This is a genomic window from Dyadobacter sp. OTU695, assembly GCF_038440355.1.
Taxonomy (GTDB): domain Bacteria; phylum Bacteroidota; class Bacteroidia; order Cytophagales; family Spirosomataceae; genus Dyadobacter.
The window spans coordinates 1,221,264-1,246,363 of the sequence record NZ_JASATN010000001.1 but is presented as its reverse complement, the minus strand read 5'-3'; the positions used below and the strand labels follow the sequence as shown (position 1 = coordinate 1,246,363).

The 25,100-nt window shown below is 51.3% G+C and carries 17 protein-coding genes; 4 read left to right on the top strand and 13 right to left on the bottom strand.

Annotation, left to right across the window (positions count from 1 at the left end; all coding sequences use genetic code 11):
- Nucleotides 1–57: 57 nt before the first annotated feature.
- Both AAHB90_RS05055 and AAHB90_RS05050 read left to right on the top strand, forming a co-directional pair.
- Nucleotides 58–2,241: an outer membrane protein assembly factor BamB family protein gene (locus tag AAHB90_RS05055; RefSeq protein WP_342083826.1), complete on the top strand. Its 2,184-nt coding sequence runs from the start codon at nucleotides 58–60 to the stop codon at nucleotides 2,239–2,241.
- Nucleotides 2,242–2,433: 192 nt separating this feature from the next.
- On the top strand, nucleotides 2,434–2,844 hold the full coding sequence (locus AAHB90_RS05050; protein ID WP_342083825.1) for a winged helix-turn-helix transcriptional regulator: 411 nt from the start codon (nucleotides 2,434–2,436) through the stop codon (nucleotides 2,842–2,844).
- Here AAHB90_RS05050 and AAHB90_RS05045 read toward each other — a convergent pair.
- Nucleotides 2,819–3,763 (bottom strand): hypothetical protein, encoded by a 945-nt coding sequence (locus tag AAHB90_RS05045; RefSeq protein WP_342083824.1) that lies wholly within the window; start codon nucleotides 3,761–3,763, stop codon nucleotides 2,819–2,821. The two genes, AAHB90_RS05050 and AAHB90_RS05045, sit on opposite strands and share 26 nt — an antisense overlap.
- 412 nt (nucleotides 3,764–4,175) lie before the next feature.
- Here AAHB90_RS05045 and AAHB90_RS05040 point away from each other — a divergent pair, with 412 nt between their 5' ends.
- Together AAHB90_RS05040 and AAHB90_RS05035 are read left to right on the top strand one after the other, a co-directional pair.
- Entirely contained in the window at nucleotides 4,176–9,239 is a 5,064-nt protein-coding gene (locus AAHB90_RS05040) for an ExeM/NucH family extracellular endonuclease (RefSeq protein ID WP_342083823.1), read from the top strand.
- 166 nt (nucleotides 9,240–9,405) lie between these two features.
- Nucleotides 9,406–10,992 carry a DUF4394 domain-containing protein gene (locus AAHB90_RS05035; RefSeq protein WP_342083822.1) on the top strand — a complete coding sequence of 529 codons (1,587 nt, stop codon included), beginning with the start codon at nucleotides 9,406–9,408 and terminating at the stop codon, nucleotides 10,990–10,992.
- Between the two features lie 67 nt (nucleotides 10,993–11,059).
- Here the strand turns inward: AAHB90_RS05035 and AAHB90_RS05030 are convergent, their stop codons facing one another.
- The 12 genes from AAHB90_RS05030 to AAHB90_RS04975 all read right to left on the bottom strand — a co-directional run bounded on the left by AAHB90_RS05030 (nucleotide 11,060) and on the right by AAHB90_RS04975 (nucleotide 25,043).
- On the bottom strand, nucleotides 11,060–11,659 hold the full coding sequence (locus tag AAHB90_RS05030; protein WP_342083821.1) for a hypothetical protein: 600 nt from the start codon (nucleotides 11,657–11,659) through the stop codon (nucleotides 11,060–11,062).
- Nucleotides 11,656–13,515: a T9SS type A sorting domain-containing protein gene (locus tag AAHB90_RS05025; RefSeq protein ID WP_342083820.1), complete on the bottom strand. Its 1,860-nt coding sequence runs from the start codon at nucleotides 13,513–13,515 to the stop codon at nucleotides 11,656–11,658. Before AAHB90_RS05025 ends, AAHB90_RS05030 begins: the two co-directional genes overlap by 4 nt.
- A gap of 251 nt (nucleotides 13,516–13,766) precedes the next feature.
- Entirely contained in the window at nucleotides 13,767–15,392 is a 1,626-nt protein-coding gene (locus tag AAHB90_RS05020; RefSeq protein ID WP_342083819.1) for an alpha-amylase family protein, read from the bottom strand.
- 75 nt (nucleotides 15,393–15,467) lie between these two features.
- Nucleotides 15,468–15,647, bottom strand: coding sequence for a hypothetical protein (locus AAHB90_RS05015; RefSeq protein WP_342083818.1), 180 nt, complete (start codon nucleotides 15,645–15,647; stop codon nucleotides 15,468–15,470).
- Nucleotides 15,648–15,702: 55 nt separating this feature from the next.
- On the bottom strand, nucleotides 15,703–18,672 hold the full coding sequence (locus AAHB90_RS05010; protein WP_342083817.1) for a glycosyltransferase family 117 protein: 2,970 nt from the start codon (nucleotides 18,670–18,672) through the stop codon (nucleotides 15,703–15,705).
- Between the two features lie 470 nt (nucleotides 18,673–19,142).
- The gene (locus AAHB90_RS05005) at nucleotides 19,143–19,790 is read right to left on the bottom strand and encodes a response regulator transcription factor (protein WP_342083816.1); all 648 of its coding nucleotides are present in this window, start codon (nucleotides 19,788–19,790) and stop codon (nucleotides 19,143–19,145) included.
- Between the two features lie 82 nt (nucleotides 19,791–19,872).
- The gene (locus AAHB90_RS05000) at nucleotides 19,873–21,186 is read right to left on the bottom strand and encodes a sensor histidine kinase (RefSeq protein WP_342083815.1); all 1,314 of its coding nucleotides are present in this window, start codon (nucleotides 21,184–21,186) and stop codon (nucleotides 19,873–19,875) included.
- A gap of 383 nt (nucleotides 21,187–21,569) precedes the next feature.
- Nucleotides 21,570–21,776, bottom strand: coding sequence for a hypothetical protein (locus AAHB90_RS04995; RefSeq protein ID WP_342083814.1), 207 nt, complete (start codon nucleotides 21,774–21,776; stop codon nucleotides 21,570–21,572).
- A 417-nt stretch (nucleotides 21,777–22,193) separates the two neighbouring features.
- Entirely contained in the window at nucleotides 22,194–22,895 is a 702-nt protein-coding gene (locus tag AAHB90_RS04990; protein ID WP_342083813.1) for a hypothetical protein, read from the bottom strand.
- A gap of 24 nt (nucleotides 22,896–22,919) precedes the next feature.
- Nucleotides 22,920–23,708, bottom strand: a complete 789-nt coding sequence (locus AAHB90_RS04985; protein ID WP_342083812.1) for a DUF4097 family beta strand repeat-containing protein — start codon at nucleotides 23,706–23,708, stop codon at nucleotides 22,920–22,922.
- Nucleotides 23,709–23,764: 56 nt separating this feature from the next.
- Entirely contained in the window at nucleotides 23,765–24,541 is a 777-nt protein-coding gene (locus AAHB90_RS04980) for a HEAT repeat domain-containing protein (RefSeq protein ID WP_342083811.1), read from the bottom strand.
- On the bottom strand, nucleotides 24,525–25,043 hold the full coding sequence (locus AAHB90_RS04975; RefSeq protein ID WP_342083810.1) for an RNA polymerase sigma factor: 519 nt from the start codon (nucleotides 25,041–25,043) through the stop codon (nucleotides 24,525–24,527). The genes AAHB90_RS04980 and AAHB90_RS04975 overlap by 17 nt, the downstream gene beginning before the upstream one ends.
- Nucleotides 25,044–25,100: the final 57 nt, after the last annotated feature.

The following is a 25,100-nucleotide window of genomic DNA, read 5'->3' as shown; positions in this document are numbered from 1 at the left end:
GTATCAACGATATCTCGCGTTCCCTAAACCTTACGAAGAAGCGTTGCTTCCCTTTTTATGTTTGGAATTAACCAATTTCAAAAGCGGTCTTTCAGAAAAAGTCTGCTCACACTATCCGCTATTGCTGCGTTTGCCGGGCTGGTAGCCTATCAAAACCGGGAACAAACCGACCGTTCGTGGAGCGTTTACAAGGCCGATGCGGAGAGTACCAGCTATTCGGGCCTCGACCAGATTAACACCTCGAACGCAAGCAAGTTGCAACTGGCCTGGACGCACGCCTATCAGGACATAAAGGAGGGCAGCCGGGCAGGAAGTAGCGAATGCAATCCGATTATTGTCGGCGGCATCATGTATACAACTTCCGCAAAGCACTGGGCGTATGCCCTCGATGCCGAAACCGGCGGGCAGATCTGGTCATTCGATCCGTTCGACGGGGCGGAAGGTGGTGGCGTAAGTCGCGGAGTGACCTACTGGGAAGGGCGCGATAGCGGCGGCGAACCGGACAAACGTATCTTCTTTACCGGTGGCGATAACCTCTTCGCGTTGGATGCGCGAACGGGGAAACCTGTTCCCGGTTTTGGCGAGAATGGCCGGGTGAGCATGAATGTCGGCCTTCGCGACGATCCATCGACCATTTCAGTAATCCCGACCTCGCCGGGTATTGTCTACAAAGATCTGCTCATTATGGGCGCCGAAGTTTCCGAACTATATGGCGCACAGCCCGGCTATATCCGCGCCTATCATTGCAAGACGGGCAAACTGGAATGGACATTCCATACGATTCCACTTCCCGGCGAACCCGGCTACAAAACCTGGCCCAAAGATGCCTACAAGTACGCAGGGGGCGTAAATGACTGGGCCGGAATGAGCCTGGACATCCGCCGGGGTATCGTATTTCTGGCGCTGGGCTCCCCGTCCTACGACTTTTATGGCGCCGACCGGAAAGGCAATAACCTGTATGGGAACAGCGTGGTGGCACTGGATGCCGCAACAGGCAAGTACATCTGGCATTACCAGCTCGTCCACCACGATCTTTGGGATTACGACCTGCCCGCGCCACCCAACCTGGTGACCGTCAGACGCGACGGGAAAGAAATCGACGCGGTGGCACAGGTTACCAAGCATGGGTTTGTTTTTGTTTTCAATCGTGAAACCGGAGAACCGTTGTTTCCAATCGAGGAACGAAAGGTACCCGCGTCGCACATTCCGGGAGAAGAGGCGTCGCCGACACAGCCATTCCCGTTGAAACCCAAGCCATTTGCCCGGCAATGGATGACCGAGGCAGACCTGACACATTATTCCGACGCCGGGCACGACTCGATTTTCAAAAAATTCCGCTCTTTGCGGTATGAGGGCCTGTTCACTCCGCCGGACCTCAAAGGCACGCTCATGCTCCCCGGTACCCGCGGCGGCGCGGAATGGGGCGGCGCGGCTTATGACCCGGCTTCTACGGTACTTTTTGTAAAATCTAATGATTCACCGGAAATCCAGTCGATGAAAAAGGTCGATCCGGAACAGGAAGCCAAAGACCAGACAGTTTTTGATCAGGGAAAAACGCTGTACACGACCTACTGTGTCGCATGCCATGGCAAGGACAAAAACGGCGACGAACCAAACTATCCGTCGCTCATCGGCCTGCGCAACCGCATGACGCGCGAGGCTGCGCTCGACAAGATCAAAAAAGGCGGCGGAAAAATGCCTGCCTTCGCATCGGCGATCAAAGGAAAAGAAAAGGGCATTATCGCATTCCTTTTCGACCGCCCGCAAAATTCCGCGAAAGTGACTAAGCAAGAAACCGGTCAAACCCAAAAGGGGGCCGACAAATACCTCAATCTCACTGCCTACGGCCATTTCCGTGACCCGCAAGGCAACCCCGCGCTGCGCCCGCCATGGGGAACGCTCAATGCGATCAACCTCAGTACAGGCGATTACGAATGGCAGATACCCCTGGGCAACGACGAAAGACGCCAGGAAAGCGGAGCTCCCGAAACCGGCCAGGAAGGCTCCGCCGGGCCGATCGTTACTGCCGGCGGCCTCATCTTCATTAGCGGCACCCAGGACCGCAAATTCCGCGCATTCGACAAAAAAACCGGCAAGCTCGTCTGGCAAACTACCCTTCCAGGCATCGCCAACGCGACTGCCTGCACTTACATGAGCGGCGGCAAGCAATACGTGGCGTTGTCGGTTGGCGGAACCAAAGAAAATCCATCAGGCTCTGTAATGGCTTTCAGGTTACCTTGATATCAGGTGTCTGCGTTAACCGAAGTTTTCCCGGGCAAAAAAATCAAAGGGTCGCGGAACGATGCGGCGATCGTAGCGTTTTTTTGCTTTCATATCTGTTTTGATTTTTTGTCAAAACCAGCTACCTTTACTATACAAATGATAGTAATACACAAAAGGTTAGTAATAACCTTTTAGTTAGCAGACATCAACATGGCATTTACTCATCACAACGGGCCAAGGCCAACTCCTGTGCAATGCAACCACAAACTGAATGCAGCCGGAGACGCATTATATGTTATTGGCGGCAAATGGAGGCTGCGGATCATTATCGCACTTGCGGAAGGGCATAGAAGGTTCAACGATATCCAGCGGGCCATTCACGGCATATCGGCGAGAGTCCTTTCCAACGAACTGAAAGAGCTGGAAATCAACGGATTTGTCACTCGAAACGTCTACACTGACTTTCCTGTTTCAATCGAATATGAGCTGACGCCTTACAGCGACACTTTGTCGCCCGTGATCGAATCGCTCATTACCTGGGGAGAAATGCACCGCGAGAGGATTATGCGGGCGGAAAAACCGGAAGAAAAAGAGGCTACTGCTCTGGCAGAGATACTGTAATGTGCCACATATCGCCCGAGTTGCTGACCTTCTCCGTACCCCAAACACCCGGTCCGCCATCCGGCCGGAGGTAAACATTGAATATCAGCGTAGTGATTTGCGACCCATTGACCAGTATGCTACCACAGGCTGCACCATTGCCGCAGTTGCCGGTAATCGGTGTTTTGGAATGCAGGATTTTCGTTTTGGTCATGTCGATTTGCAGTTCGTCACTCCCCGAAAGCTTCGTCAAGGTGAGTGATGGCGTTTGCAATTCGAGTTCCGTGGCAAAACCAAGCCTCTTACCTCCGAAATTGGTGGTCGCGCCAAGGCCGATGAACGAAATCACCGGGTCGTTGACCGGCTTGTTGAATTGTAGCCGCAACTTCCCGTAATAATACCGGCTCGTGTCGGTTTTAGGTGCATTAGCGGCCAGCAATGGCTTCGCCGAAAGAAATATCTGTAACCCGGCATTCATAAACAGGTTCACACCCCTGCCCTTAGGCCCCTGCGGATGCGATGTGAAGATTTTGCGGGCTGTATCTTCGAAGTAATAGTTAGTGTTGATCACCGGCACCGCCCGCACATGCGTACTGCTGGCGCCCGATGCTGCCCCGAAAGTCATCCCCGTTACATGCTGGGGTACATTAATATATGGCTGGTCGTCAAAACTGAATGTCACCGCCAACTCCGATTTCAACTTCTGGAAATAAATCCCCTCATCGGTACTTCCGCCTTTATTGTAAAAGAAAGCCATGGTTTGCGGGATAGACGTAGGCCCTTTGGGCACCGGCTGCTGGTAGCTGTTGTTAACACCGTCCTGAACCAGTTCGTAGGTGTTCAGCACGCTCGCGCCCTGGGCAAGGGAGCTGCTTACCGAGGCCACGGTAACGGCACACGTAAGTACCGCTCTAAGCGATGATAATGAGAATGTTAGCATGTGTGAAAGTGATGGATCGTTGAGAATATTCCCGGCAATATATACTTTATGGTCGAAGGTTTCCAGTAACCTGTGCCCGTCGTTGTCATTTTAGCAGGATAGTTCAAGTTAATCCTCGCATCCTACTATCCCGGAACCAACGTTGCATCAATTCAAACTAAACATTTGATTATTAATTAAATGTAACGCTACGATTATTTTTCTATCCCGACGGGAAACGAAAGGCAGGCACTCCTTTTTTAACGGCACGCCGGTTAAGCAAATGTTTCCCAACGACTCCCAATCATAACATATTATTGATCTCCTGCCTGCGACGCCCTAACACCTTTTAAAGGAAATTTGAAGCTTGATTTAAGTCTCACACTGGCTACTCTCCGATCGTTCCGGCTATTATTCAATTCAATCTCAAAACATGAAGAAACCTTTTACGAATTTGCGCTCGTCCGGGAAGACTCGCGTGGGAATACTTTGGCTGTTCCTTTTGGCGGCCTTCGCCGGGCAAACCCAAAACCTCACGCAATCCGGCTTTCTTTCCGTGCTCACGCCCCAATTCATGGGCAATGGCACCAGTACCCGCCTACCGGTCATGTACCGTGCGACTGTCACCGGGCTGACTCCTGCTACCACCTACCGTTTCTACACCCAGGCCGCCATCTCCGACAACCTGGGCGGGACCAACCCCGGAGCCGGTAACCCATTGCTCATCAGCTCTGATGGAAGCACCTACACGTATACTTCCAGCCCGTCCGTCAGTACGGCGGGTGGTTACGAGTCTTTCACGACGGACGCTTCCGGCAGCTACACGGGCTGGTTCGGGTTTGTGAACACCGGCAATGCCAGGTTTGATCCGGGGAGCTTGATTTTGCCAACCATTGTGATCGCCAATAATTCGGGGACAATCCTGTTCCGCCGAGCACTCGATGTAGCCATCCGAACATTGGCTTACAGTACCTCTGCCGGAGTTAATAATGGTTCATTTTTGAAAGAAAATACCTCGGGAGCAACGGGCAAAAACCTGATTGCGATCTATGACAACACCGCAGGCAGCGGCCGTCCACTTTACATTGCGCCTGCCGAATCGATCGGTACGACAATCGCCAGCGTAGTTCCGGGTTACACGACGTCCCCGGGTGGATGGAACGCCATCATCCCTAATAACAATGCAAACGGCATAAGGCGCATCGAGCAACTCAGCGCCGCGAATGCAAGCATTGTAGGATGTGCCACGGATGACGACGGCGTATGGCCTACCGGAACCATCAACACCGTTAACCCAACGGCAGGCGCTGCGGGCCTGATCATTGCGAGCGGCGATGCCGCATTGACGTCCTGTACCACGTTGCCCCAGGTAAACCTCTCCGTAAGCAGCAACGCGGGTAGCGAAGCGGCCCAAACCGTCATTACCGTCACTGCCACGTCGTCCGTTGCCGTGACAGGTGACCAGACTGTCGACCTTACCGTTTCCGGAACGGCCGTTACGCCATCCGATTATATCTTGTCCGGCAATGTTATTACTATTCCAAACGGCGCCACCACAGGCTCTGTGACGTTCACCGTTGCTGATGACAACGATGCAGAAAGTCCTGAAACCGCTATTCTGACAATCTCAGGCGCGTCGGCGGGTATTGCGTTAGGTTCGACAACAGCACAATCCATTGCCATCACCGACAACGACGGAGCGCCCAACGAAAATGCGCCGGTAATCATCGCTGACAATGAAACGGCAATCGATGCAGAACGTACGTCCGCCTACCTATCCGTTCCCGATAACAGCCCGGCCGCAGGCCCCACCGCATTTGTAAGTGGCGTTATCAACGACCCGACCGATCCAGCAAGCACGCTGGGCATCGAATTCAATGTGAGCGATGTGGAGACGACGGCATCGGGACTGTCGGTAACGGCAACGAGCAGCAATACGGCTGTGGTAACGGATGCAAACCTGTCCGTCACGATGGGTGATGCCCAGAGCCGCAATCTTAAAATCACACCCGTTGGAGTAGGTTACACCGATATTACGGTAACGGTATCGGATGGCGGGCTGAGTAGTTCGTATGTGATTAAATATGCCGCTTCGGCAGCTTCGGGCGCGCCCTCGTCCACACGCTTTCACACGCAGGTGAGCGATGCATCCACCGCACAGGCCGTCGACAGCGACTATATGCTGGTTGCCGATGATGAAAATCAGGTTTTGAGACTTTACAACCGCCAAAACTCGGGTTTGCCGGTCAATGGTTTTGACTACACTTCGTCGCTAGGCCTTACCGACATTTCCGGCGGCGTTCCGCGGGAGGTCGATATTGAATCCTCGGTGATGATAGGTAACCGCATCTACTGGCTTGGATCGCACAGCAATGCATCCGGAGGCAACAACCGCCCGAACAGAAGCCGCGTTTTCGCAACAGATTTGACGGGGAGCGGAGCTGCTGCCACACTATCCTATATTGGCCGTTATGATGATTTGAAAACCGACTTGCTGGCCTGGGACGTTGCAAATGGCAATGCGCTGGGGCTGGTAGCCAGCGCCACTCCCGGCAATATCCCGGAAGACCCTCAGCTCGACGGATTCAATATTGAAGGTTTCACTATTGCCCCCGATGGAACAACGGGATACATCGGCTTCCGCGCTCCCTATCAATCCACCAGCACGCGCACACTCGCGCTGATCGTGCCGTGGACGAATATGACCTCGCTTTTCTCCGGCAACCCGACTTCCGGCCCGGCCACCTTCGGAACACCGATCCTGCTCGACCTGGGCGGCAGGGGCATTCGTGAGATTAAAAGAAATGCCACTGGGGAATACCTGATCCTGGCCGGCCCGGCAGACGGAGCAACAGGCATTGCGCCAAAAGATTTCCGGTTTTATACCTGGACCGGTGACCCTGCCGATGCTCCCGTACTTCGCTCGGCCAACCTGACGGCCCTGAACGCACAGGGTAGCTTCGAATCGATAGTGGACCTGCCTTCTCCGCTTGCCAACAACAGCGAAATCCAGGTGCTGGTCGACAATGGCGACAACATCTTTTACAACGATGGCACCATTGCAAAGGAATTGGCACAACCGAACTATAAAAAATTCAGAAGCGAACGCATTATTCTTGGCAATCCGCCCGTCGTAGCCACCAAAATTCACCAGATCCAGGGCTCAGGCAGCTCGGCAGCACTCACAGGCCCGCTTACGATCGAAGGAATTGTTACCCGCACGTTCACGGGCTCGACAGGCCTCAACGGCTTTTACGTACAGGAAGAAGACGCCGATACGGATGCTGATCCCACTACTTCCGAGGGCATTTTTGTATACAATGTAGCGGCTGATGCCGCAGGTGTCGTATCGGTAGCAGCGGGTGACCTTGTCCGCATTTCGGGAGAAGTGATTGATTTTGTAAGTACTACCAGCGGTTTTACCACCAGTCTCACCGAGCTAAAATCCATCAGCGCTTTTGAAAAACTGGGTACCACTACTCTGCCGACGATCACCAATGTGACGCTGCCTGTGGCTAATGTCGCCGATCTGGAACGCTACGAAGGCATGCTGGTTAACTTAGGCGCCGCAAGCGGCAATCTGTTTGTCACTGAATATTTCCAACTGGGCCGCTATGGTCAGGTGGTATTGTCGGCAGACGGCCCGGGTAATGCGACCGGGACAGACGGCCGGTTGGATCAGTACACGCAATTTAATGCCCCGAGCGTGGCCGGTTACGCCGCATACCTTTCCGAAACCGCAAGACGCAAGATCTATCTGGACGACGGACGCACCACCCAAAATCCTGACCCGGTTATTTTCGGACGCGGCGGGAATCCGTTGAGCGCCACGAATACATTGCGCGGGGGCGACCAGGTTACGGGCATTACAGGTATTCTCGATGAAAGACTGGAAGGTTACCGCATTCAGACTTCTTCGGGCGTCAACTTTACTGCTGCCAACGAGCGACCTGCCACGCCTCCCGACCTCGGTGCCGGCGCGACTCTAAAAATTGCCAGCGCAAACGTGCTCAACTATTTTAATGGCGACGGCGCAGGCGGTGGGTTCCCAACTTCGCGCGGGGCCGACACCCAAACAGAATTTACACGCCAGAGAACCAAGGTGATCGAGGCACTGTATACCTCGGGAGCGGATGTGATTGGATTAATGGAACTGGAAAGGGACGATTACGGCCCCAACAGTGCCATTCAGGATCTTGTCAACGGGCTCAATGCGCGTGCCGGTGCCAGCGGGACTTATGCGTTTATCAACCCCGGAACGATAGCAACCGATGAAATTACCGTAGGGCTTATTTACAAACCAGCCAAAGTTACACCGGACGGTGCCGCTGCCACGATGCCCGACCACTATGGGCAAACAAGCATCGGTTATCCAACGGGGCAGACGGCATTCGACGTAGTTGGCCGCAAACCATTGGCACAGACATTTACCGAAATTCAGAGCTCTGAAAAATTTACAGTGGTTGTCAACCATTTTAAATCCAAAAGTTCCAGTGCCAATGGCGAAGGCGACGCGGATGCGGGCGACGGCCAGGGAGAGTCGAACGGCACACGGGTACGCCAGGCGCAAGACCTTGCAGCATGGCTGGCAACTAAGCCGACCGGCACCACCGATACCGATTACCTCATCCTGGGTGATCTGAATGCCTATGCAAACGAAGATCCGATTACCGTCCTGGCCAATGCGGGTTACAGCAGCTTATTGCCTGCCACTTCCTATTCCTATGTTTTCGATGGCTTCACCGGCTCGCTCGACCATGCATTAGCGACTTCGTCGCTGGCGAAACAGGTTACCGGCGCAGATAAATACCATATTAATGCCGATGAACCGAGTGTGCTCGATTATAATACCGAATTCAAATCCGCTGGCCAGGTTACAAACTTTTACAGCGGCGACCAATATCGCTCGTCCGACCACGATCCGGTACTCGTAGGGCTACATCTCGAACCGGCATTACCGGTGAGACTAATCTCCTTCTCGGCTGCTTCCGATGAAGGAAAAGTGACATTGCATTGGGCTACTACCTGGGAAGAGCAAAATGAAGGGTTCGATGTCCTGCGTTCCACAGACGGGATCAACTTCTCTGTCATCGGATTTGTAGCAGGTAATGCCACTACTTCTTCCCGTTCCGAGTATATCTGGGTAGATTCGGACGTACAGCGTCCCATGCTTTACTACTACCGTCTTCGCCAACGCGATTTTGACGGGACTACTACCTTGTCACGGATCGTGGCTGCGCGTGTGAATGCAGGAACCGAAGCATTTGTTTATCCAAACCCGAACTCGGGAAGCTTTACAGTTTCCGCTCCCGGCGCTTCCGGTTTGAAACTTTACAACGCAGCGGGTCAAGACGTTCCGGTTAAGATTAAGGCAGTCAGCGGCGAGGGTTTATTCTTTGTGAATATCAATGGCCCGGCCGCTCCGGGAGTCTACACTTTGGTTATCGAGAACAAGGCATCCGTCGCCTCAGAGAGCCTGAAAGTTTTTGTAGAATAGTTAAAATGGTCGGGGTTAGAAATGCGGCGCGATCATTGGATCGGGCCGCACTTTGGTTTTAGTCAGTAAGATCAAATTAGATTGAAAATTTAACATAACGGATAAATCCAAAGTCGCGTTGCCAACGTATGTGGTTTATCAAACCACATAACTCAATAACGTTCCTATGAAATTACTCGACTTTCGAATGAGGCCGGTATTTGCTGCCTTTGCCTTCATCCTATCGCTCTGCCTGTACTCTTGTGACGATCACCGCGTGCCTCCCACCGGACCCTCGCTTCCCGACAGGATCTTCTATGCATTGTCGGATAATAACCAGCTACATGAGGTTAATATCAGGAACACCGCTGCGCCGTTACGTTCATTTGCGGTAACCGGCCTCGAACAGGGCGATATGCTGAAAGGAATCGATTTTCGCCCCGCCACCGGACAGTTATATGCGATCAGCTCGATGAACAACCTTTATCAGGTGAATGTCAAAGCCGGCGATCAGGAGGGAAAGGCAACCCGTATCGGTACGGCGCCCATTGCAGCTACATTGAGTGGCCATGTCGGTTTCGACTTCAACCCCACCGTCGACCGCATTCGTGTGGTGACCAGCTCAACGCAAAACCTGCGTCTTCATCCTGAAACGGGCGCCATTGTTCCGGGCGACTCGCCCTTGAATGGTTATGCCAACCCGATGATCGGTGCGGTGGCCTATACCAACAGTCGTGCAGGCGTTACAGCCCCTCCTGCGGGCGCGGGCACGACACTTTACGATATCGACGCTTCTACCGACATGCTATACATCCAAAACCCGCCCAATCCAGGCGGTTTGGTGCCGGTTGGACCACTCGGGCTGAATATCCAGGAAGTCGGTGGTTTCGATATTTCACCCGACGTAAACCCGTCTGACGTCTATCCCATCGCTTCGGTAAAATTCGGCGATAAATGGGAGTTGGATTTTGTCAATCTGACGACCGGAAAACTTCAAAAGCTGGGAGATTTCCCTGCCAGTGTGAATGTAATCGGAATCGCCATCCCACCCATGCCGGTTGCTTATGCATTAACGGACGGAGGAATGTTGAAAATTTTCAATCCCGAAAACGGGATGGAATACGGTACCAAAATGATTCCCGCCATTCCGGGTGTTATGCTGCAAGGCCTCGATATCCGCCCGGCTAACGGCAGACTTTACGCATTGGGTAACAACAATAAGATTTACGGTATCGACCTCGGTAACGGCGCTGCCACTGAACTTGCAAGCCTTAAACTGGCAGATAACACGCCGGTAATGCTCAGCGGCACTTACTTTGGCGTCGATTTCAACCCGGTAGCCGACCGCCTGCGCGTCGTGAGCGACAATGGCCAAAACCTGCGCATCAACGTCACCGACGGTACCACGGCTGTCGACCAACCGCTTAAAATCGGCATGGCGGGCCCAACACCATTCATTACGGCTGTTGCCTATACAAACAGTTACCCGGGCACCTCATCGACCATGTTGTTTGACATTGACAGCCAATCGAACACACTTTACACACAAACCCCTCCCAACAACGGCGTGATGGCCGATCCGAAACCACTCGGCATCGACGTAGCTCCGGGCATCGGCTTCGACATTGGTAATGTCACCGGTAAAGGTTACGCAATTTTCACGGTAGGAGCCAACACCAGCTTCTACACGCTCGATCTGGCAACGGGGGCCACTACGCACAAATTTCCGTTCAGCGGTCCTGTGAAGGGGCTGGCTGTTGGGTTCGGTTTGTAAGTTTCTTAGAATTTTCCAAGCAGCCGCCCGTGTCAAATCGGGCGGCTGCCTTTTGCTTTACTGGGCGCTATCGCGGCTCGGTAAAGACCTCCTGGACATACATGTTTGAGACGATGAACTTGCCATTGGTATAAGTAATGGTGTCTACCGCTGTTTTCGCCCGCTGGTGCTTATTGATCCGCACAAATTTTGCGCCGAATTGTCCCTGAACTTCTTTCTTGTCAGGATCATAGTAAAAAACCTTGAAGTAGTTCCATGGGCCTTCCACGAGTCTGTAATCGTCCGTCGTTATATCGTCTCCCGGAAACAACTTGAAATATGAGCTGATGTTGATTGAATCCAAAGAGCACACAGCGTTTTTCTTATGGCTAACAAACCTATCGGTTGGTACATAATTGCCCGGCTTGGCATGGAAATAATTCAGAATGATCACCTGATATTCTTCCCCACTGATCTTCCTAACCAGGCCCATGTCCATTACAACTTTGTCGCACCAATCTTGTCTCACAAATGCACCCAGTTCTACCGTCATTGCCGATTTGAATGGAACGCCATTGACTTCGCCGGTGATAAACTGGTTCACCATCCTCGGGTTCAAGGGCGGATGTTTTTCGCAGGATAATATGCCAGAGAACAGTAGGATTAGTATATAGCTGTATTGTTTCATGGCTTAAATGTGGTTTGATAGACTACCCTTTTTCGAATGATCTGGCCGCCTCCGCGGATGGTGACAATGTAAATACCTGGTGCCAGACCCTTCCCCGCCAGATCAAGCGCAATCACATTTCGCCCCGCTATGCATTGGAAAGTACGGTTTTGTACACGCACCCGACCGTTCAAATCCGATAACCCCGCTTCTACTTTCATGGCTTTTTCGGCATTGAAAACAACTTCCACCAGACCAGATGTCGGATTAGGCCGCAATACCGCCTCACCACCCTCGGGTTGCAATGAGTCATCCTGCTTTTGCCCCTTCCGATATCCGCCATTAAGATCGTCATCCACCCAGATCTGCATCCAGTTCTCAGACACCTGCCCATCTGACGATGTGACTTTCAATTTGAGATAAAACTGATGACTGCCGTTGTGGTACAGCCCGACATTGTAAAACTCTCCGGTGCCGTTACCCGAATAGTTTATCCCATCCGAAGACTCCTTCCACTGATACGAATAAGGCGGGCTCCCACATTTTGCAATAGCTTCGTATGTATAAACCTGATACGCATATCCACTGGTCGGCCCGGAAATCCAGCCATTCAAAACATTAGGCTCAGGGCGGAACGCCTTGACGATCGGCGACTTGTCCGTCATTACCTTCGCATTATTATGAGTAGCGTCGCCCATTGGCGATCCGGCAAAGGTTTTATTTGGATTGGAATAATATAGGATTTTACTACCTGGTGCATTCCCATTTGCAACCAATGTATTGACGCCCGAGAATATATATCCTTGCGCGTACGGCAGGCCGAAGTTCTCGTTCTCGTGGTTACAGCCAAATAGATGACTTAGCTCATGCGCTCCCACTACCGGAATACTGGGGTAGTTCCAATCAACGATCGCAAAACTACGGCTGCTGTTAGGATGCTTATAAGCTGGTGGATCCGGAACTCCGCCCGCGGCATCGTGGCCGTCCCAGGAAAACAACAGTACAAGATCTGCCTTATTCTGATTGCACAGATTTTGAACAGACGCTGTATTGCTCAAAGCAAGTGCATCTTCTTTGATATAGTAGCTCTTTGTCGTAAACGTCGTCTGCACAACCCCTGCCAATTGTACATACGCGGTACCGGCCACCCCACTATTCGTTACCGTCTGATTGAACACATCAAGGGTATTATAGGCATGGTTGGTAGCCGAAACTGGGCTTACGTTGTTCCCATACAGAAAAAGCACCCGTATACCGCTCGTACAAGGCTCTATCTTCGCATTGTCTCCCGGCATTCTGCCCCGCTCGTTTCGACCGGATTGCGGCTGGGTTTGAATGGCCGCACCGACCCCCGACGTGCAAAAGTTGGCCTTTCCGGAATCATTCTCGTGCGCTAGCAGAAGCTGCCCGTCCTCGCCCAGATCGCAGATCTCATAAGACCGGTCCGGCCCCTGGATCATACCGCCTTTCATTCCGTTGCGGGATGTGAGCAATACCGACAGCAGACTTTCGCCCACCGTTCCGTAAACTTTATAATTCCGCTCATCAGAATATTCGATGGTTTTCACTTGCACTTCATAACGCTCCGCCCGTCCCGGAATGGTGATGGACAAGCGGTTGTTCACCAACGCTTCCTCGATGGGCCGCATTCGCACGATAATCGTCTCCACAGGTGAGCGACGGTTGTTTGTCAGCCCGTCGAAGAGTTGTTTGCCATTTTCAGAAAGACTTGCATAATCCGGTGAGCCCTGCAGAACGAGATCTTTTGGTGTTTCCTGCCCTTTGGCTTGTGTAAGTGAAGCAATGACAATGCAACACAGCCAGACAGTAAAAATGCGAAAAGGCAATAGGCGATCCTGAAATCGTAGAAAATCCATAGGCATACCTGTTTTAGTTCCTGAAAAACTGATCGATAAAGTCCCGCGGCAACCCGCGACAGGAACGGAGTAGGTATGCGGCCGGAAAGAGATCCGGCCGGATTGTCTGCGAATTAAATGGATATTTTGATCAAATCAATTGGATTTCGGCGCAGATGTCCTAATAGCACCGATGGGTTATCAAGCGTGCCAAATTTTGCTGTTTGTATTACTTTTTCGTGCAATATATCGCCTCCACTATCGGCCGTTTGCTATCCCTCGGCCCTGAACCACCGGTAACCATAAGCTTCGAGTGTAATCGTGTGCCTGCCTTTATGATCGAGCACACTTTCTATGTTGTTCATCAGGTCGATCAGCCGTCCCGTGCCCGCCTGGCGCTCGGGTACCACCAGTTCCATCGATTTCTCACTGAAATTATGCCATATAAGCAACACCCTGTTCTTCCAGGAATAGCGCATGCCCATGATTTCCTGATATCCGGTTTCCATGATTTCCCAGTCGCCATAGCCAATCTCCGGACATTCTTTTCGCAACCTGATCAGCGCCGTCATCCAGTTCAGCAAAGAACCGGTATCACGCCGGTGGTTTTCTACATTGACGTGTTCATAGGCATAATACCCGTCATCTATCACCGGGTTTACCAACTTTTCTGCCTTTGAAAAACCGCCCTGTGTTTCCCCCGTCCATTGCATCGGCGTACGCACGGCGTCACGCTCTTTCAGTTCGAGGTTGTCGCCCATACCGATTTCGTCGCCGTAACGGATTACAGGCGTTCCCGGAAACGAGAACATCAGGCTGTAAGCCAGTTCGGTCTGCTGCCGGTTACCGAGCATGGGAGAAAGCCGGCGGCGGATGCCACGGTCGTAGAGCTGCATGTGCTTTTCCGGCCCGAAGCGGTCGAAAACCACTTGCCGCTCTTCCGGTTTCAACCTGCCCAGGTCCAGCTCGTCGTGATTACGGAGGAAAAAAGCCCACTGGCTGCCCGGCGCTTTCTCACGCGTGGCTTCGAGCGCATGTATGAGGGGGCGCGTATCGGCGGTCGCGAGCGCGTAAAAAGTGTATTGGTTTACAAAGAAATTAAACATCAGATGAATGCCGTCCCCTTCATCGCCAAAGTATTGCTTGCTTTCCTCGGGCAGCACGTTAGCCTCCCCCAGCAGTACGGCATCTCCGCGCCTCCATTGCAGGAAGCGCCTCATTTCTTTGAGGTATTCAAAATGAAGTGGACTTTCTTTCCCGTCTGGGTCGGGCGATTCAAGGATAAAAGGCACGGCATCGACCCGAAAGCCGGCTATGCCCAGTTCCAGCCAGTATCCCATGATCCGGTTGATCTCCGCCCGAACCTCCGGGTTATCCGTATTCAAATCGGGCTGAAATTCATAGAATCGATGGAAATAATAGGCTCCGGTTTTCTTGTCGCGGGTCCAGGTGGCTTTCTGCACACCGGGGAAAACCATTCCCTTGTTCCATCCTTTCGGACGCTTATCCGACCAGACGTACCAGTCCCTTTTGGGATTATCCTTGGAGCTTCTCGACTCTGTGAACCACCGATGCTCGTCGGAAGTGTGGTTCACGACGAGATCGATGATCACTTTGATCCCCAGCTTGCGGGCCTTGTGAATGAAATCCACAAAATCGCCGCTGGAACCATGGCGTGCATCCACACCATAAAAATCGCTGATATCATAGCCATTGTCACGATTCGGTGTAGGCTGGAAAGGCGCCAGCCAGATCGTGTCCAATCCCAATGCATGTAAATAGTCGAGCCGGTTGCAAAGACCTTCAAAGTCGCCCGTACCATCATTATTACCGTCCATAAAAGTCTCAAGATCGAGGCTGTAAATGACGGCATTCTTATACCAAAGTTCTTCCAGCATATTCCCCAGGTTGATCTTGCTTTCATGCCTAAAAAGCAATGCCAACCGGGGGCGTCCGGGTACTTAGGCCGTCTGTCAAACGTCCAGCAGCTCCCATTTCCCCACATCCGTCCAGTTGTGCGTAGTTAGTTCTGTCGAATAAATCTCAATGAACATTTTGTTCTCCGCATCATATTCCCCGTCGCGCCAATCCTCTTCGTCGTTTCGCATGAACCGCACCAGCGAACCGTTTTCGGGCAAAGTCTTTTCTTCCATGAAATGTGTTTGATTGAGTATAGACACACGGATTAAAAAACCTTGCCCGGAAAACTTAGCCACCGTACACATTGAAGGCCAGCAGGTGTTTTTTGAAGATTGCTTCAAAGTGGTCCGCTGCCTTGTCCTGCTTCGCTCGCCGACATTCTCGGACAATGCTTTGCAGGATAAAAAGGTCGGTATTCACGTCGCGGTTGCGCCCGCCGTCTTTTTGCTTGATCCACGACAGGTTTTCGTCCGAACGGATGGCCATTGCACGGGCAGAATCGAGTGCCTTTTCTTTTTCCCCCACATCAAACAATGCCCCGATGAATCCGGCCGATACCTGGTCGTACGGGATCGTATCGTCGGGCATTACCGCCATTGCCTGGTCGACCACCTTCCTTGCCTTATCGATCCTGTTCTCGGCGATCAGCTGCTGCGCGAGACGTAAGAACGAGAGCCTCGCCGTGACTACCGGCGAGCCACGATAGGTATCGTCGTAATACACTTCCGGATTGTTTGTCTCACGCCAGGACATTTTGTGCATCATATTGTCGTACATAATGTCCGAGTTTACGTATCCGTCCGATGCCCCGGGTACCCGCACAGGCAGCAGGCGATAGGCGTAACCTTCCAGCTGAAGATATTCCTGCAAGCCCAGGTTGTGCGACGAGCCCATCGTCGTCGAGAAATACACCGGTCTTTTCCAGTTATTGCTTGAAATGATGTCCAGCATCACCAGATCGCCTTTCAACAAGTCTGTTTCACCGATTTTCCAGCTCATCGAATCAGCCAGGTAAGGCAGCAGGTCACGTTTGATCATGTTCATTTTGCCCACCTGCCGGGTATCGACGGGCAGGAACAGCGTCGACGACGGTAATATAGACGTCATATCGCCGCTCGTGAGTGGCACCTGGATGGCCTTATTGTCCTGCCGGATCAATTCGAGATATTCTTTCAGGTTAATGCCGCCTTTTACGGAAGCTATTTCATAAAACGGCAGATATTCATTTTTCCCCAGTTGATAATTACCCGAATCCAGCGACAACGGAAGCGCGTCCGACCGGTTGATCTTCCGTTTCAGTTGTTCGATATACCAATCCGCACCCAGGAAAGTCTGCACGCAAACACGCACGTCGGTCCGGAAGCCTTCCACTTCCTGCACGTACCAAAGCGGAAAAGTGTCGTTATCGCCGCCAGTAAAGAGAATCGCATTGGGTGCGCAGGAATTGAGGATATTGCGGGCAAAATCTACTGAATGGTAACGGTCTGCCCTGTTGTGGTCGTCCCAACCTTTCGCGACCATGATCGCGGGTACTGAAAAACAGGCAAGGCCGGCCATTCCCGCCCGCAATGCAGGCTTATGAATGATCTTTTCCAGGAATTTCGCTGCTGCCATTACCCCAAAACCGATCCAGATACAAAAAATATAGAATGAACCGACGTAAATGTAATCGCGTTCGCGTGGCTCTGTGGGCGGCGAGTTGAGGTAAATTACCAGGGCTACGCCCGTCAGGACAAAAAGGAAGCCCAGTATCAGCAGGTCCTTCCGCCGGTAATAATACATGTAAATGATCCCTGCGATACCGAGGAAAAACGGCAGCATGAGAAAGTTGTTATGACCGCGGTTCCGGCTAATGCTTTCGGGAAACGATTGGCCCGCCTGCCACGGCAACAGGGTACCAGCACCCTCCTTGTCGCTCTCCCGCCCGACGAAATTCCAAAGGAAATAGCGCCAGTACATATGTCCCAGCTGGTGCGAAAACAGATACGAGAGGTTATGCCGCATCGTTGGCTTCTGGCCCTCGGCTACTCCGGTCATTTGCTGGTAAAGTTGAGGATGCCCTGGCTGGGAACTGTACATTCTGGGCAGTAACATATTACTGCCCGGTTCATATTCATATATCGGCTTATAGTCGATCAGCACGTATTTCCCGTCTTTTTTAGTATACACCGGTGCTCCGCGCTTCTGGCTTACAGGCCGTGAAACGAATGACGGGCCATAAAGCAGCGGTCGGCTTTCATATTGTTCCCTTTTCAGATAATACACAAACCGCAGGACATCACTGGGGTTGTTCTCATTGATAGGCGTATTGTAGCCCGACCGCACGAGCACCAGCGCGTACGAAGCATAACCTATTAGGATAAACGCAAGGGAGAGCAAGCCCGTATTCAGCAGGGCACGCCCAGTCCGGTGTGAGTACCGGATTCCCCAAAAGAGCCCGCCCAAAAACAGGATCGTAAAGAAAGCGATACCCGTATTGTAGGGAAGCCCCAGCGAGTTCACAAAGAAGATCTCGAATTTTGCGGCAAGCTCCGGCAAACCGGGAATGATCCCGGCATTGATGATACCGAGCATCAAAAGCCCCGTCAGAAATGCTATCGACGCTCCAAGGAACCCGGGTTTGGGGTATTTTTTGAAATAATATACCAGTGCCAATGCAGGAATTGTCACGAGGTTCAGCAAATGGACGCCGATGGAAAGGCCCACCAGATAGGCCGTCAATATCAGCCAGCGGTTGCCCGTAGCCGGGTCGTCGATGGCTTCCCATTTAAAAACCGTCCAGATTACAATGGCGGTAAAAAAAGACGATAGCCCGTAAACTTCCGCCTCTACTGCCGAGAACCAGAAGGAGTCTGACCACGCATACGCGAGCGCACCCACGACCGCGGCGGCAGTCACCAGTAATGTATCAGCGACGTTCCCTTCTTCGCGCTTCTTCCCGATGAGCTTCCATGCGAGCAAAGAGATCGTTTTAAACAGGAAAAAAGTGGTAAACGCGCTGCTCAGCACGGAAACCATGTTGACCCAGTATGCCACCTGAGTGACGTTGCCAAGGGCCAGCAGCGAAAACAACCGTCCGATAAGCAGGAAAAGAGGCGCACCGGGCGGGTGCGGGACCTGCAATTTGAAGGCGCAGGCGATGAATTCCCCGCAATCCCAGAAGCTGGCGGTCCGCTCCATGGTGATGACATAGGTGACCAGGCTGATGGCCAATACGGCCAATCCTGCCAGATCATTCCATTTCTTTAAGGATATCATGTTTGAAGATGTTTTGGATGAAGCACCAAAACTATTCAACACGACACCTTGGCATCAAACCGGCGATCTTAAAAAAAGTTAACAAAAACCGCTGATAACGAAGCTTTAACTTAATTTAACACAACCGCGCACTCCGAACGAGCGGCGTTGCAAAAATCAGAAAAGCAGGGAGATGCAATAAATGAGAGAAGTCCAGAGCGCGGCGCCCGCCGTTACTGTAATCATTACGCCACCCAGAAATGGCAGTTCTTCTGTCTTTGAAAGTTTAATCGATCTTTCCATTCTTAATAACACATTACGATAGAGGTATAAGGACCGCGACAAGGCCGTTACAGTTCCATCAGCAAAGGTAAATATTAGAAATGAAATATGAAGTAGCCTGAGTTTATTTGCAGTTTCCTAATATATCGATGACTCACCGTAGGAGTTCTACACAAATATAGTACAAGTTCAATCAGCCTTTTTTCCCCTTAGAATCCGGCCTTCCGCCGCTTGTAAATTTCAACTTTCTTGAACAATTCAAGAATGTTGGTCACTTCCAGCTTTTCGAATATCCGTGCCTTGTAGGTCGACACCGTGCTCTCCTTAATGTTGAGATTAAGGGCAATATCCTTCGTCCATTTTCCTGTCAACAGCATATCCATGATTTCCAGCTCGCGGTTCGACAGGATTTCCAGCGGGCTTTCCTTGCTTTCCCGTTCGAGCAGGGTGTTGTTGACGAGCTGATCCTGGATCACATTGCTGATATAGGTGCCGCCCGCCATGACGGAAGTGATCGCTTTTTCCAGTTCCTCGTTGCTGGTATCTTTGGGCAAATAGCCGTTCGCCCCGGCCTTGACATAATGGATTGCGTACAATTCCTCATCCTGTGAAGAAAAAATCAGAATTTTTACCTTACTCTGGATGTCGCGGATCTTCCCGATCATATTAAAGGCTTCGCCGCCGGGAATCTTGATATCCAGAATGACAAGATCAAAAAATCTGGATTGGAGTAGTTTGAGGGTTTCACTAAAAGTTGCGGCCTCGATGACGGTTACCGAGGGTAAAAAATCTTCAATTAATAATTTCACGCCCATTCTCACAATGGAATGGTCTTCTACCAGCAAAACTGTCTTCATTAATGATACCGTTACTTCAAATCAGTTTTAAAAGTAGTTTAATATAAATGAAATTTTGTGTAGAAAATTGACTACATCCCATTTATTTTAAAAAAATAATATGAACCGAAGTGCCGACGGGGTGATTGGGCTTCGCGAACAGGCGGGCGCGTATAAGTTTGATGATCTCCTTCACGATCAACAGTCCCATTCCAAAATTCTGCGATGCGCTTTCGTTCTCCGGGAGCTGCTTCGCTTCGCTGTTGATCCACTCACTCACGGCACTTTCCATTCCCGGCCCGGTATCGTTGACAATCAGGTGAACCTCTTCGCGAAAATCCTCATGGGTAACACTGATGGTACCGCCGTTGGTAGCCTTATTAGCATTATCAATCAGGTTATGCAGAACAATGCTGACCAGCTGCGGGTTGTTTTTAATAATCACGCCGGGCGAAACCCCATTCACAAACCGGTTGGCATTCACTTCCGCATCCTGCATAAAAATGGCAAATTTCTGCTCCACCATTTCGTTCAGATCGAGGTAGGTAAACTCGACACTGGAATTCTTGTACCGGAACTCGGTGTATTCCAGCAGGTTTTTCATGAAGTGATAGAGCCGGTAGCTCGACTGACTGATCGCCCTCACCGTCGCCATATCGGGATGGTTGCGCGCGAGGCGCCCGGTGGTGGTCATCAGAAAACGCAAAGGGCTTTTAATATCATGGGAAATGCTGGCAATCAGGTGCTTTTGGTGGATATGTTCCTTTTCAAGTTTCCTCTGCGACTCTTCCAGGCTGTCCAGGCTCACGCGTAATTCGTCCCGGCGCGCATCGAGGTCGTCGATCGTCTCATAAAACGAGCTGAAAAAGAAGTAGTTGATCAGCACAATGAGGGTAAAATTCTGAAAAAGCAGGATCGCGATCGTTATTCGCCCGGAACCGTGCGGCCCCCACGAAATGTAACTTCCCAGGTGGCGCCCCAGCAGCACAAACACAATGAACGGCACCAGTGCAATGGTCGAGTAGACGATCCCCCAGCGATTGCCGAGGCCATAAAAGGCGGCCACACTGACGACGACAACGTATTGCAACGTCACCAGGTCAAACCCTTTCTGGAAAATATAAAGGTTGGTCCAGATAATGATCATAAAGATCACCATGGCAGCATGGGCGGCTTTGCGCCATTGAAAACCACTCGAAACGGCGATGTAATAGACGACCACGATTGTCAGCAAAACGGCCGATCTAACCGCCTGAACACGATAATTTTCCAACTGATAGAAAATCAGCAGGAGCGTTGTTGTAAGGATTTTGAGGTTAAGCGCGTAAGAAAGTACTTTGATACGAGCCCGATTGAGGATATTGGTTTCACCCTCTAGCTGTTTTCGGACAGGCCATTCCAGTATCGATCGAATCATGTATTAACGTTTTCTAAATCGCTGTTCGCCGTCGGGGGCCGACGATGCGATAAGAGCCAAATCTACCTAAAAAACGCGATAGATAATGTAGAGAAATTGCCACAAACAAAACAATGGCAAACTACAATGCCTTTCTTGGGGGGGTGCTAAATTTGTAAAATCCTGCAAGTGAATGATCGGGGAGATGAAAGCAGGAGCCTTGAATTTGAACGTATGAGTACGTTAATACACGTTGAGTAAACTTACACCTTCCGGTACTACCGAGAAGGTGTTTTGTTTTCAATGCTTTGATAGAAATCTGGCTGGCCGCTGGCCTGAATGGTGATGAAAAAAGAGGAACGGAGTAAATAACGATTTGACCTTGTGTGTGTAACTCTACTCGGCTACTTTCCGGATTTTTCCTGCGCTTGCTTTTTCGACTTCTTCACCTCACCCGGCGTAAACTCACCGTTGATCCACCTTACAAAGTTTTTTGACTGTACCTGATAAACCTGGGCTGACAGAGGTTTCAAATCTGATTTCTCGATTTCGAGAAGATAATCAGCCAGAAGTCTGTTGATCTCTTCCAAATATTTGCTTTGCGTCTTCATGAGAGGATTTTGTGTTTTTACAAATAAAGAACTATTCTGATACTCAATCAAGTGTGCGATTTTCGTACCATCCTGCAAGTATAGTCCTTTCGCGGCGATCAGTTTCCTGTTTTGGGGTAAGAACACTGAATTTGAGGGTGTAATAAGCCCTCGATGGGGGGAGAAATTCGCGCTATCAAATCCCTTCAGTGGCCACTAAATTTTTACTACAAAGGACTACACAAAGTGCGCCACCCATTGAATATCAGATATTTGATGAAAGATCAAAGAATGTTTCTACCATAACGTAATACCCACTGGCCAGCCAGGTAAAACGGAGCATTAAGCTCATGAGTTCTGTGCGGAGAGGTATATACGAAAAATGGGGTGCCTGGCCAGATCCTGGCCTCACACCCCGTTAACAACGATCCCGACCGGCTACTCCTTTTTACGCAAATACACGTTGTTGCTGATCGATTCCAGTTTTACTTCCGGCCCGCCGCCATTGATCTTCCCTTCTAGCAGGTAACCCACGATGGGGTTCTTCTCTTTTTTGTTGCCGAAATCGATGTCCAGATCTGAATAAACCTCACCGGTGATGGTCTTAACGGCCACATTAGCACCTTTGGATTTTGGCCAGGTCATGTCCACATAGCCGCTAATCGTTTTGGCAGCTACGCCGGCAGTAGCGCCCTGAATATCGATATTGCCATTGATGGTTTCGAGTTTCAGCTTGGCCTGGCGGGGCAGCGTAACCTGATAGTTGATCTCGCTGCACACGTAGTAGCGATTCTTGCCGCCATCGTCGCTGCTCCACGAAGACTTCTGCCCCGGGCAGTCCTCCCCTTTTCCCTCCTTTATTTTTTCCTTGTCGAAATCGGTTTTGAGAATGATTTCGCCGGAAGTGGTGCTCGTTGTTACAAGAAACGCGTCGTTCAGCTTGTTCTGGTTGATTTTCACAGACATATGCACTGACACTTCCGGCTTGTCCCAGTACCGGACCTGAATGCTATCGCCGAAGCGCAGGTTCAGGTTCACGGTCTTACCGGATTCGTAAGGCAGCTTTTTGTCGATGATCTTCTGGGCAAAAGCGGGCCCGCATACGGCGCAGATAATGGCCGATAATAATATCTTTTTCATGGCAATAGATGCAGGTTTTAGGTGTTATTTCTGCTTACGGATATAAATGTTGCTGCTGATCGTGTTGAGCGTCATTTCGACGCCGCCGCCGTTGATCGCCCCGTCGACGTTGGCCATACCGCCTACTTTGGACATGCCGTCCTTGGTACTTTTCACGCCGAGATCGAAATCGGTGTACATTTCCCCGTTAATGGATCGCAGTTTCAGGTTCGATTTGGCCGTAGCGGGCAAGGTAATGTCCACGTCCCCGCTGATCGACGAGATGGCCGTCGGCTTGCCTTGCGCGAGGTTCGAGAAGGTGACGGTTACCTCGCCGCTCGTGGTGTTGGCCACCACGGGTCCGGTAATGTCGTTGAGGACGATATTCGTGTTGTTCGTTTTGATTTCCAGGTCGCCATCCATATTCGAGATCGAAAGCCCTGAACCTCCCTGCCAGTTGGTTTCTACGAACTTCACAGCCACCTGCCGCGGCAATTTGATCGTGTATTTGATCGACTTGCGGGTTGCCTTTTCAATCCTCAGGCCTGAGGCATCGGGTGTTACCGAAAGTCCGATGCCCGAGTTATCGACCGCCGTATAATACAGCGGTTTCAGTCCCTTGGCCCGGTCCGGCGGCGCTTCAAATCCCGAAGATGCCTGGATGATCACCTCATCGCCATTATACCCCTCGATTTTGACCGTGCTGGCCGAAAGCTCGAACACCACTTTTTTATCTTTCGAGTTGGCCAGTTTCGTCTTATACTCGGGAGTTTGGGCGCACGCAATGCTAAGGCCCCAAAGGAAGCCCGCACTGATTAACAGTACTTTTTTCATGGTTTTGATATAAAAAATTAAATTGATTGCTTTCAAAAGGCTCCTCCGCCAGGGGTTTAAACCCCTGGTTGTAGCCGGTTCATACCTTCGGTCGCCTTCAGGCGCACGACATCGAGTACTTCCTGGTTACGGGCGAGCTGCTGGAACTGGTCCACCGCCCGCTTTTCCTTGATCGCTACGAGCGCTTCAATGAGCGAGATCTGGATATTAGGGTCCGTCTGTATCGCCAGCGATTGGATCAGCGCTTCCTTCACCTCGGCTTCACCGGCAAAGTGCGTCAATGCCTGGCAAGCAGCGAGCCTTACATTTACATTCGGGTCGAAATTGAGGGTATTGATCAGGAGCTGCGTAATATCCCGGTCTGCGTCGGTGATCTCATAACTGTGGTTCACAGCCTGTATGCGCTCGCTTGCCGAAGTACTGTTCATCTGTTCAAATGCAAGCACCTTTTTCATTTCCGCAATTTCCCCGTTCTTTTCTCCGCTCAAAGCAGCCAACGAATCGCCGTTTTCATATTTAGATTGAAACAACCAACCCGCACCAAAACCGATGATCAGCAGCGCCAACCCCGCCGCAACGCGCAACAACCAGCTTCCCAGCGCGCGCACCGGCCCCTGCTTCGGCGGATCGAGCATTAATGTCAGCTCATGGTTGAAATTCAGTGATGGCTGCTCCTTGCGGGCCTGGGCAAAATACCCGAATTGCGCCGCGTGGCTTTGCAAATGCTCCGGCAGGTCGCCACTTTGGAAAAACTGCTTCAATGCACGCTCCTCTTCCAGCGACGTTTCTCCGTCGTAATATTTTTCTAATAGCTTTTCAATATCCGGTGCCATAATTCTCAGCTTTTAAATAATTCTCACGCAACTTCTGTCTTGCCCGCGAGAGGATCGTACGGATATTCGCATTGCTCAATCCCGTCACCTCTTCTATCTCTTCCAAAGTGTACTCCTCCACATCGCGCAGGTGCAGTACCAGTTTCTGCTGTTCGGGCAACTCACCGATGAGCCGGTGCATCAGACCCGCGCTGTCGCTGTTCTCGACCTGCCGGTAAGGCGATACGTCCGCTGCCTGCAGGGCTACCATATCCGTTTCGTGACTCGTTTTCTGTTTATAATGGGATTTCAGGCGGTCCAGACAAAGGTTTTTCGTCATCTGCACAGCCAGCGCCTCCACGCTCTGATAACTTTCCAGCTGTTGCCGATTAGTCCAAAGCCTCAGGAATACATCCTGAATGGCATCCTCAGCCTCCTCGCGGTTGCGAAGAAACATTTGCGCCAGTCGGAACAGGCGTCCCTGGACGGGAAGAATGCGTTTGTTGAAGGCTTGTAAATCCATATTCAAGGACATAGACGACCGGCTGCCGGAAACGTTACAGGATTTACAAAAAATTTT

What these genes read in the sequence shown, in the direction of transcription:
- AAHB90_RS05020 (WP_342083819.1), bottom strand. Translation starts at nt 15,392, where the DNA reads ATGCTGGAAGAACTTTGGTATAAGAATGCCGTCATTTACAGCCTCGAT.
- AAHB90_RS04975 (WP_342083810.1), bottom strand. Translation starts at nt 25,043, where the DNA reads ATGGATTTACAAGCCTTCAACAAACGCATTCTTCCCGTCCAGGGACGC.
- AAHB90_RS05015 (WP_342083818.1), bottom strand. Translation starts at nt 15,647, where the DNA reads ATGGAAGAAAAGACTTTGCCCGAAAACGGTTCGCTGGTGCGGTTCATG.
- AAHB90_RS05055 (WP_342083826.1), top strand. Translation starts at nt 58, where the DNA reads ATGTTTGGAATTAACCAATTTCAAAAGCGGTCTTTCAGAAAAAGTCTG.
- AAHB90_RS05025 (WP_342083820.1), bottom strand. Translation starts at nt 13,515, where the DNA reads ATGGATTTTCTACGATTTCAGGATCGCCTATTGCCTTTTCGCATTTTT.
- AAHB90_RS04985 (WP_342083812.1), bottom strand. Translation starts at nt 23,708, where the DNA reads ATGAAAAAAGTACTGTTAATCAGTGCGGGCTTCCTTTGGGGCCTTAGC.
- AAHB90_RS05035 (WP_342083822.1), top strand. Translation starts at nt 9,406, where the DNA reads ATGAAATTACTCGACTTTCGAATGAGGCCGGTATTTGCTGCCTTTGCC.
- AAHB90_RS05040 (WP_342083823.1), top strand. Translation starts at nt 4,176, where the DNA reads ATGAAGAAACCTTTTACGAATTTGCGCTCGTCCGGGAAGACTCGCGTG.
- AAHB90_RS04995 (WP_342083814.1), bottom strand. Translation starts at nt 21,776, where the DNA reads ATGAAGACGCAAAGCAAATATTTGGAAGAGATCAACAGACTTCTGGCT.
- AAHB90_RS05030 (WP_342083821.1), bottom strand. Translation starts at nt 11,659, where the DNA reads ATGAAACAATACAGCTATATACTAATCCTACTGTTCTCTGGCATATTA.
- AAHB90_RS05050 (WP_342083825.1), top strand. Translation starts at nt 2,434, where the DNA reads ATGGCATTTACTCATCACAACGGGCCAAGGCCAACTCCTGTGCAATGC.
- AAHB90_RS04980 (WP_342083811.1), bottom strand. Translation starts at nt 24,541, where the DNA reads ATGGCACCGGATATTGAAAAGCTATTAGAAAAATATTACGACGGAGAA.
- AAHB90_RS04990 (WP_342083813.1), bottom strand. Translation starts at nt 22,895, where the DNA reads ATGAAAAAGATATTATTATCGGCCATTATCTGCGCCGTATGCGGGCCC.
- AAHB90_RS05005 (WP_342083816.1), bottom strand. Translation starts at nt 19,790, where the DNA reads ATGAAGACAGTTTTGCTGGTAGAAGACCATTCCATTGTGAGAATGGGC.
- AAHB90_RS05010 (WP_342083817.1), bottom strand. Translation starts at nt 18,672, where the DNA reads ATGATATCCTTAAAGAAATGGAATGATCTGGCAGGATTGGCCGTATTG.
- AAHB90_RS05000 (WP_342083815.1), bottom strand. Translation starts at nt 21,186, where the DNA reads ATGATTCGATCGATACTGGAATGGCCTGTCCGAAAACAGCTAGAGGGT.
- AAHB90_RS05045 (WP_342083824.1), bottom strand. Translation starts at nt 3,763, where the DNA reads ATGCTAACATTCTCATTATCATCGCTTAGAGCGGTACTTACGTGTGCC.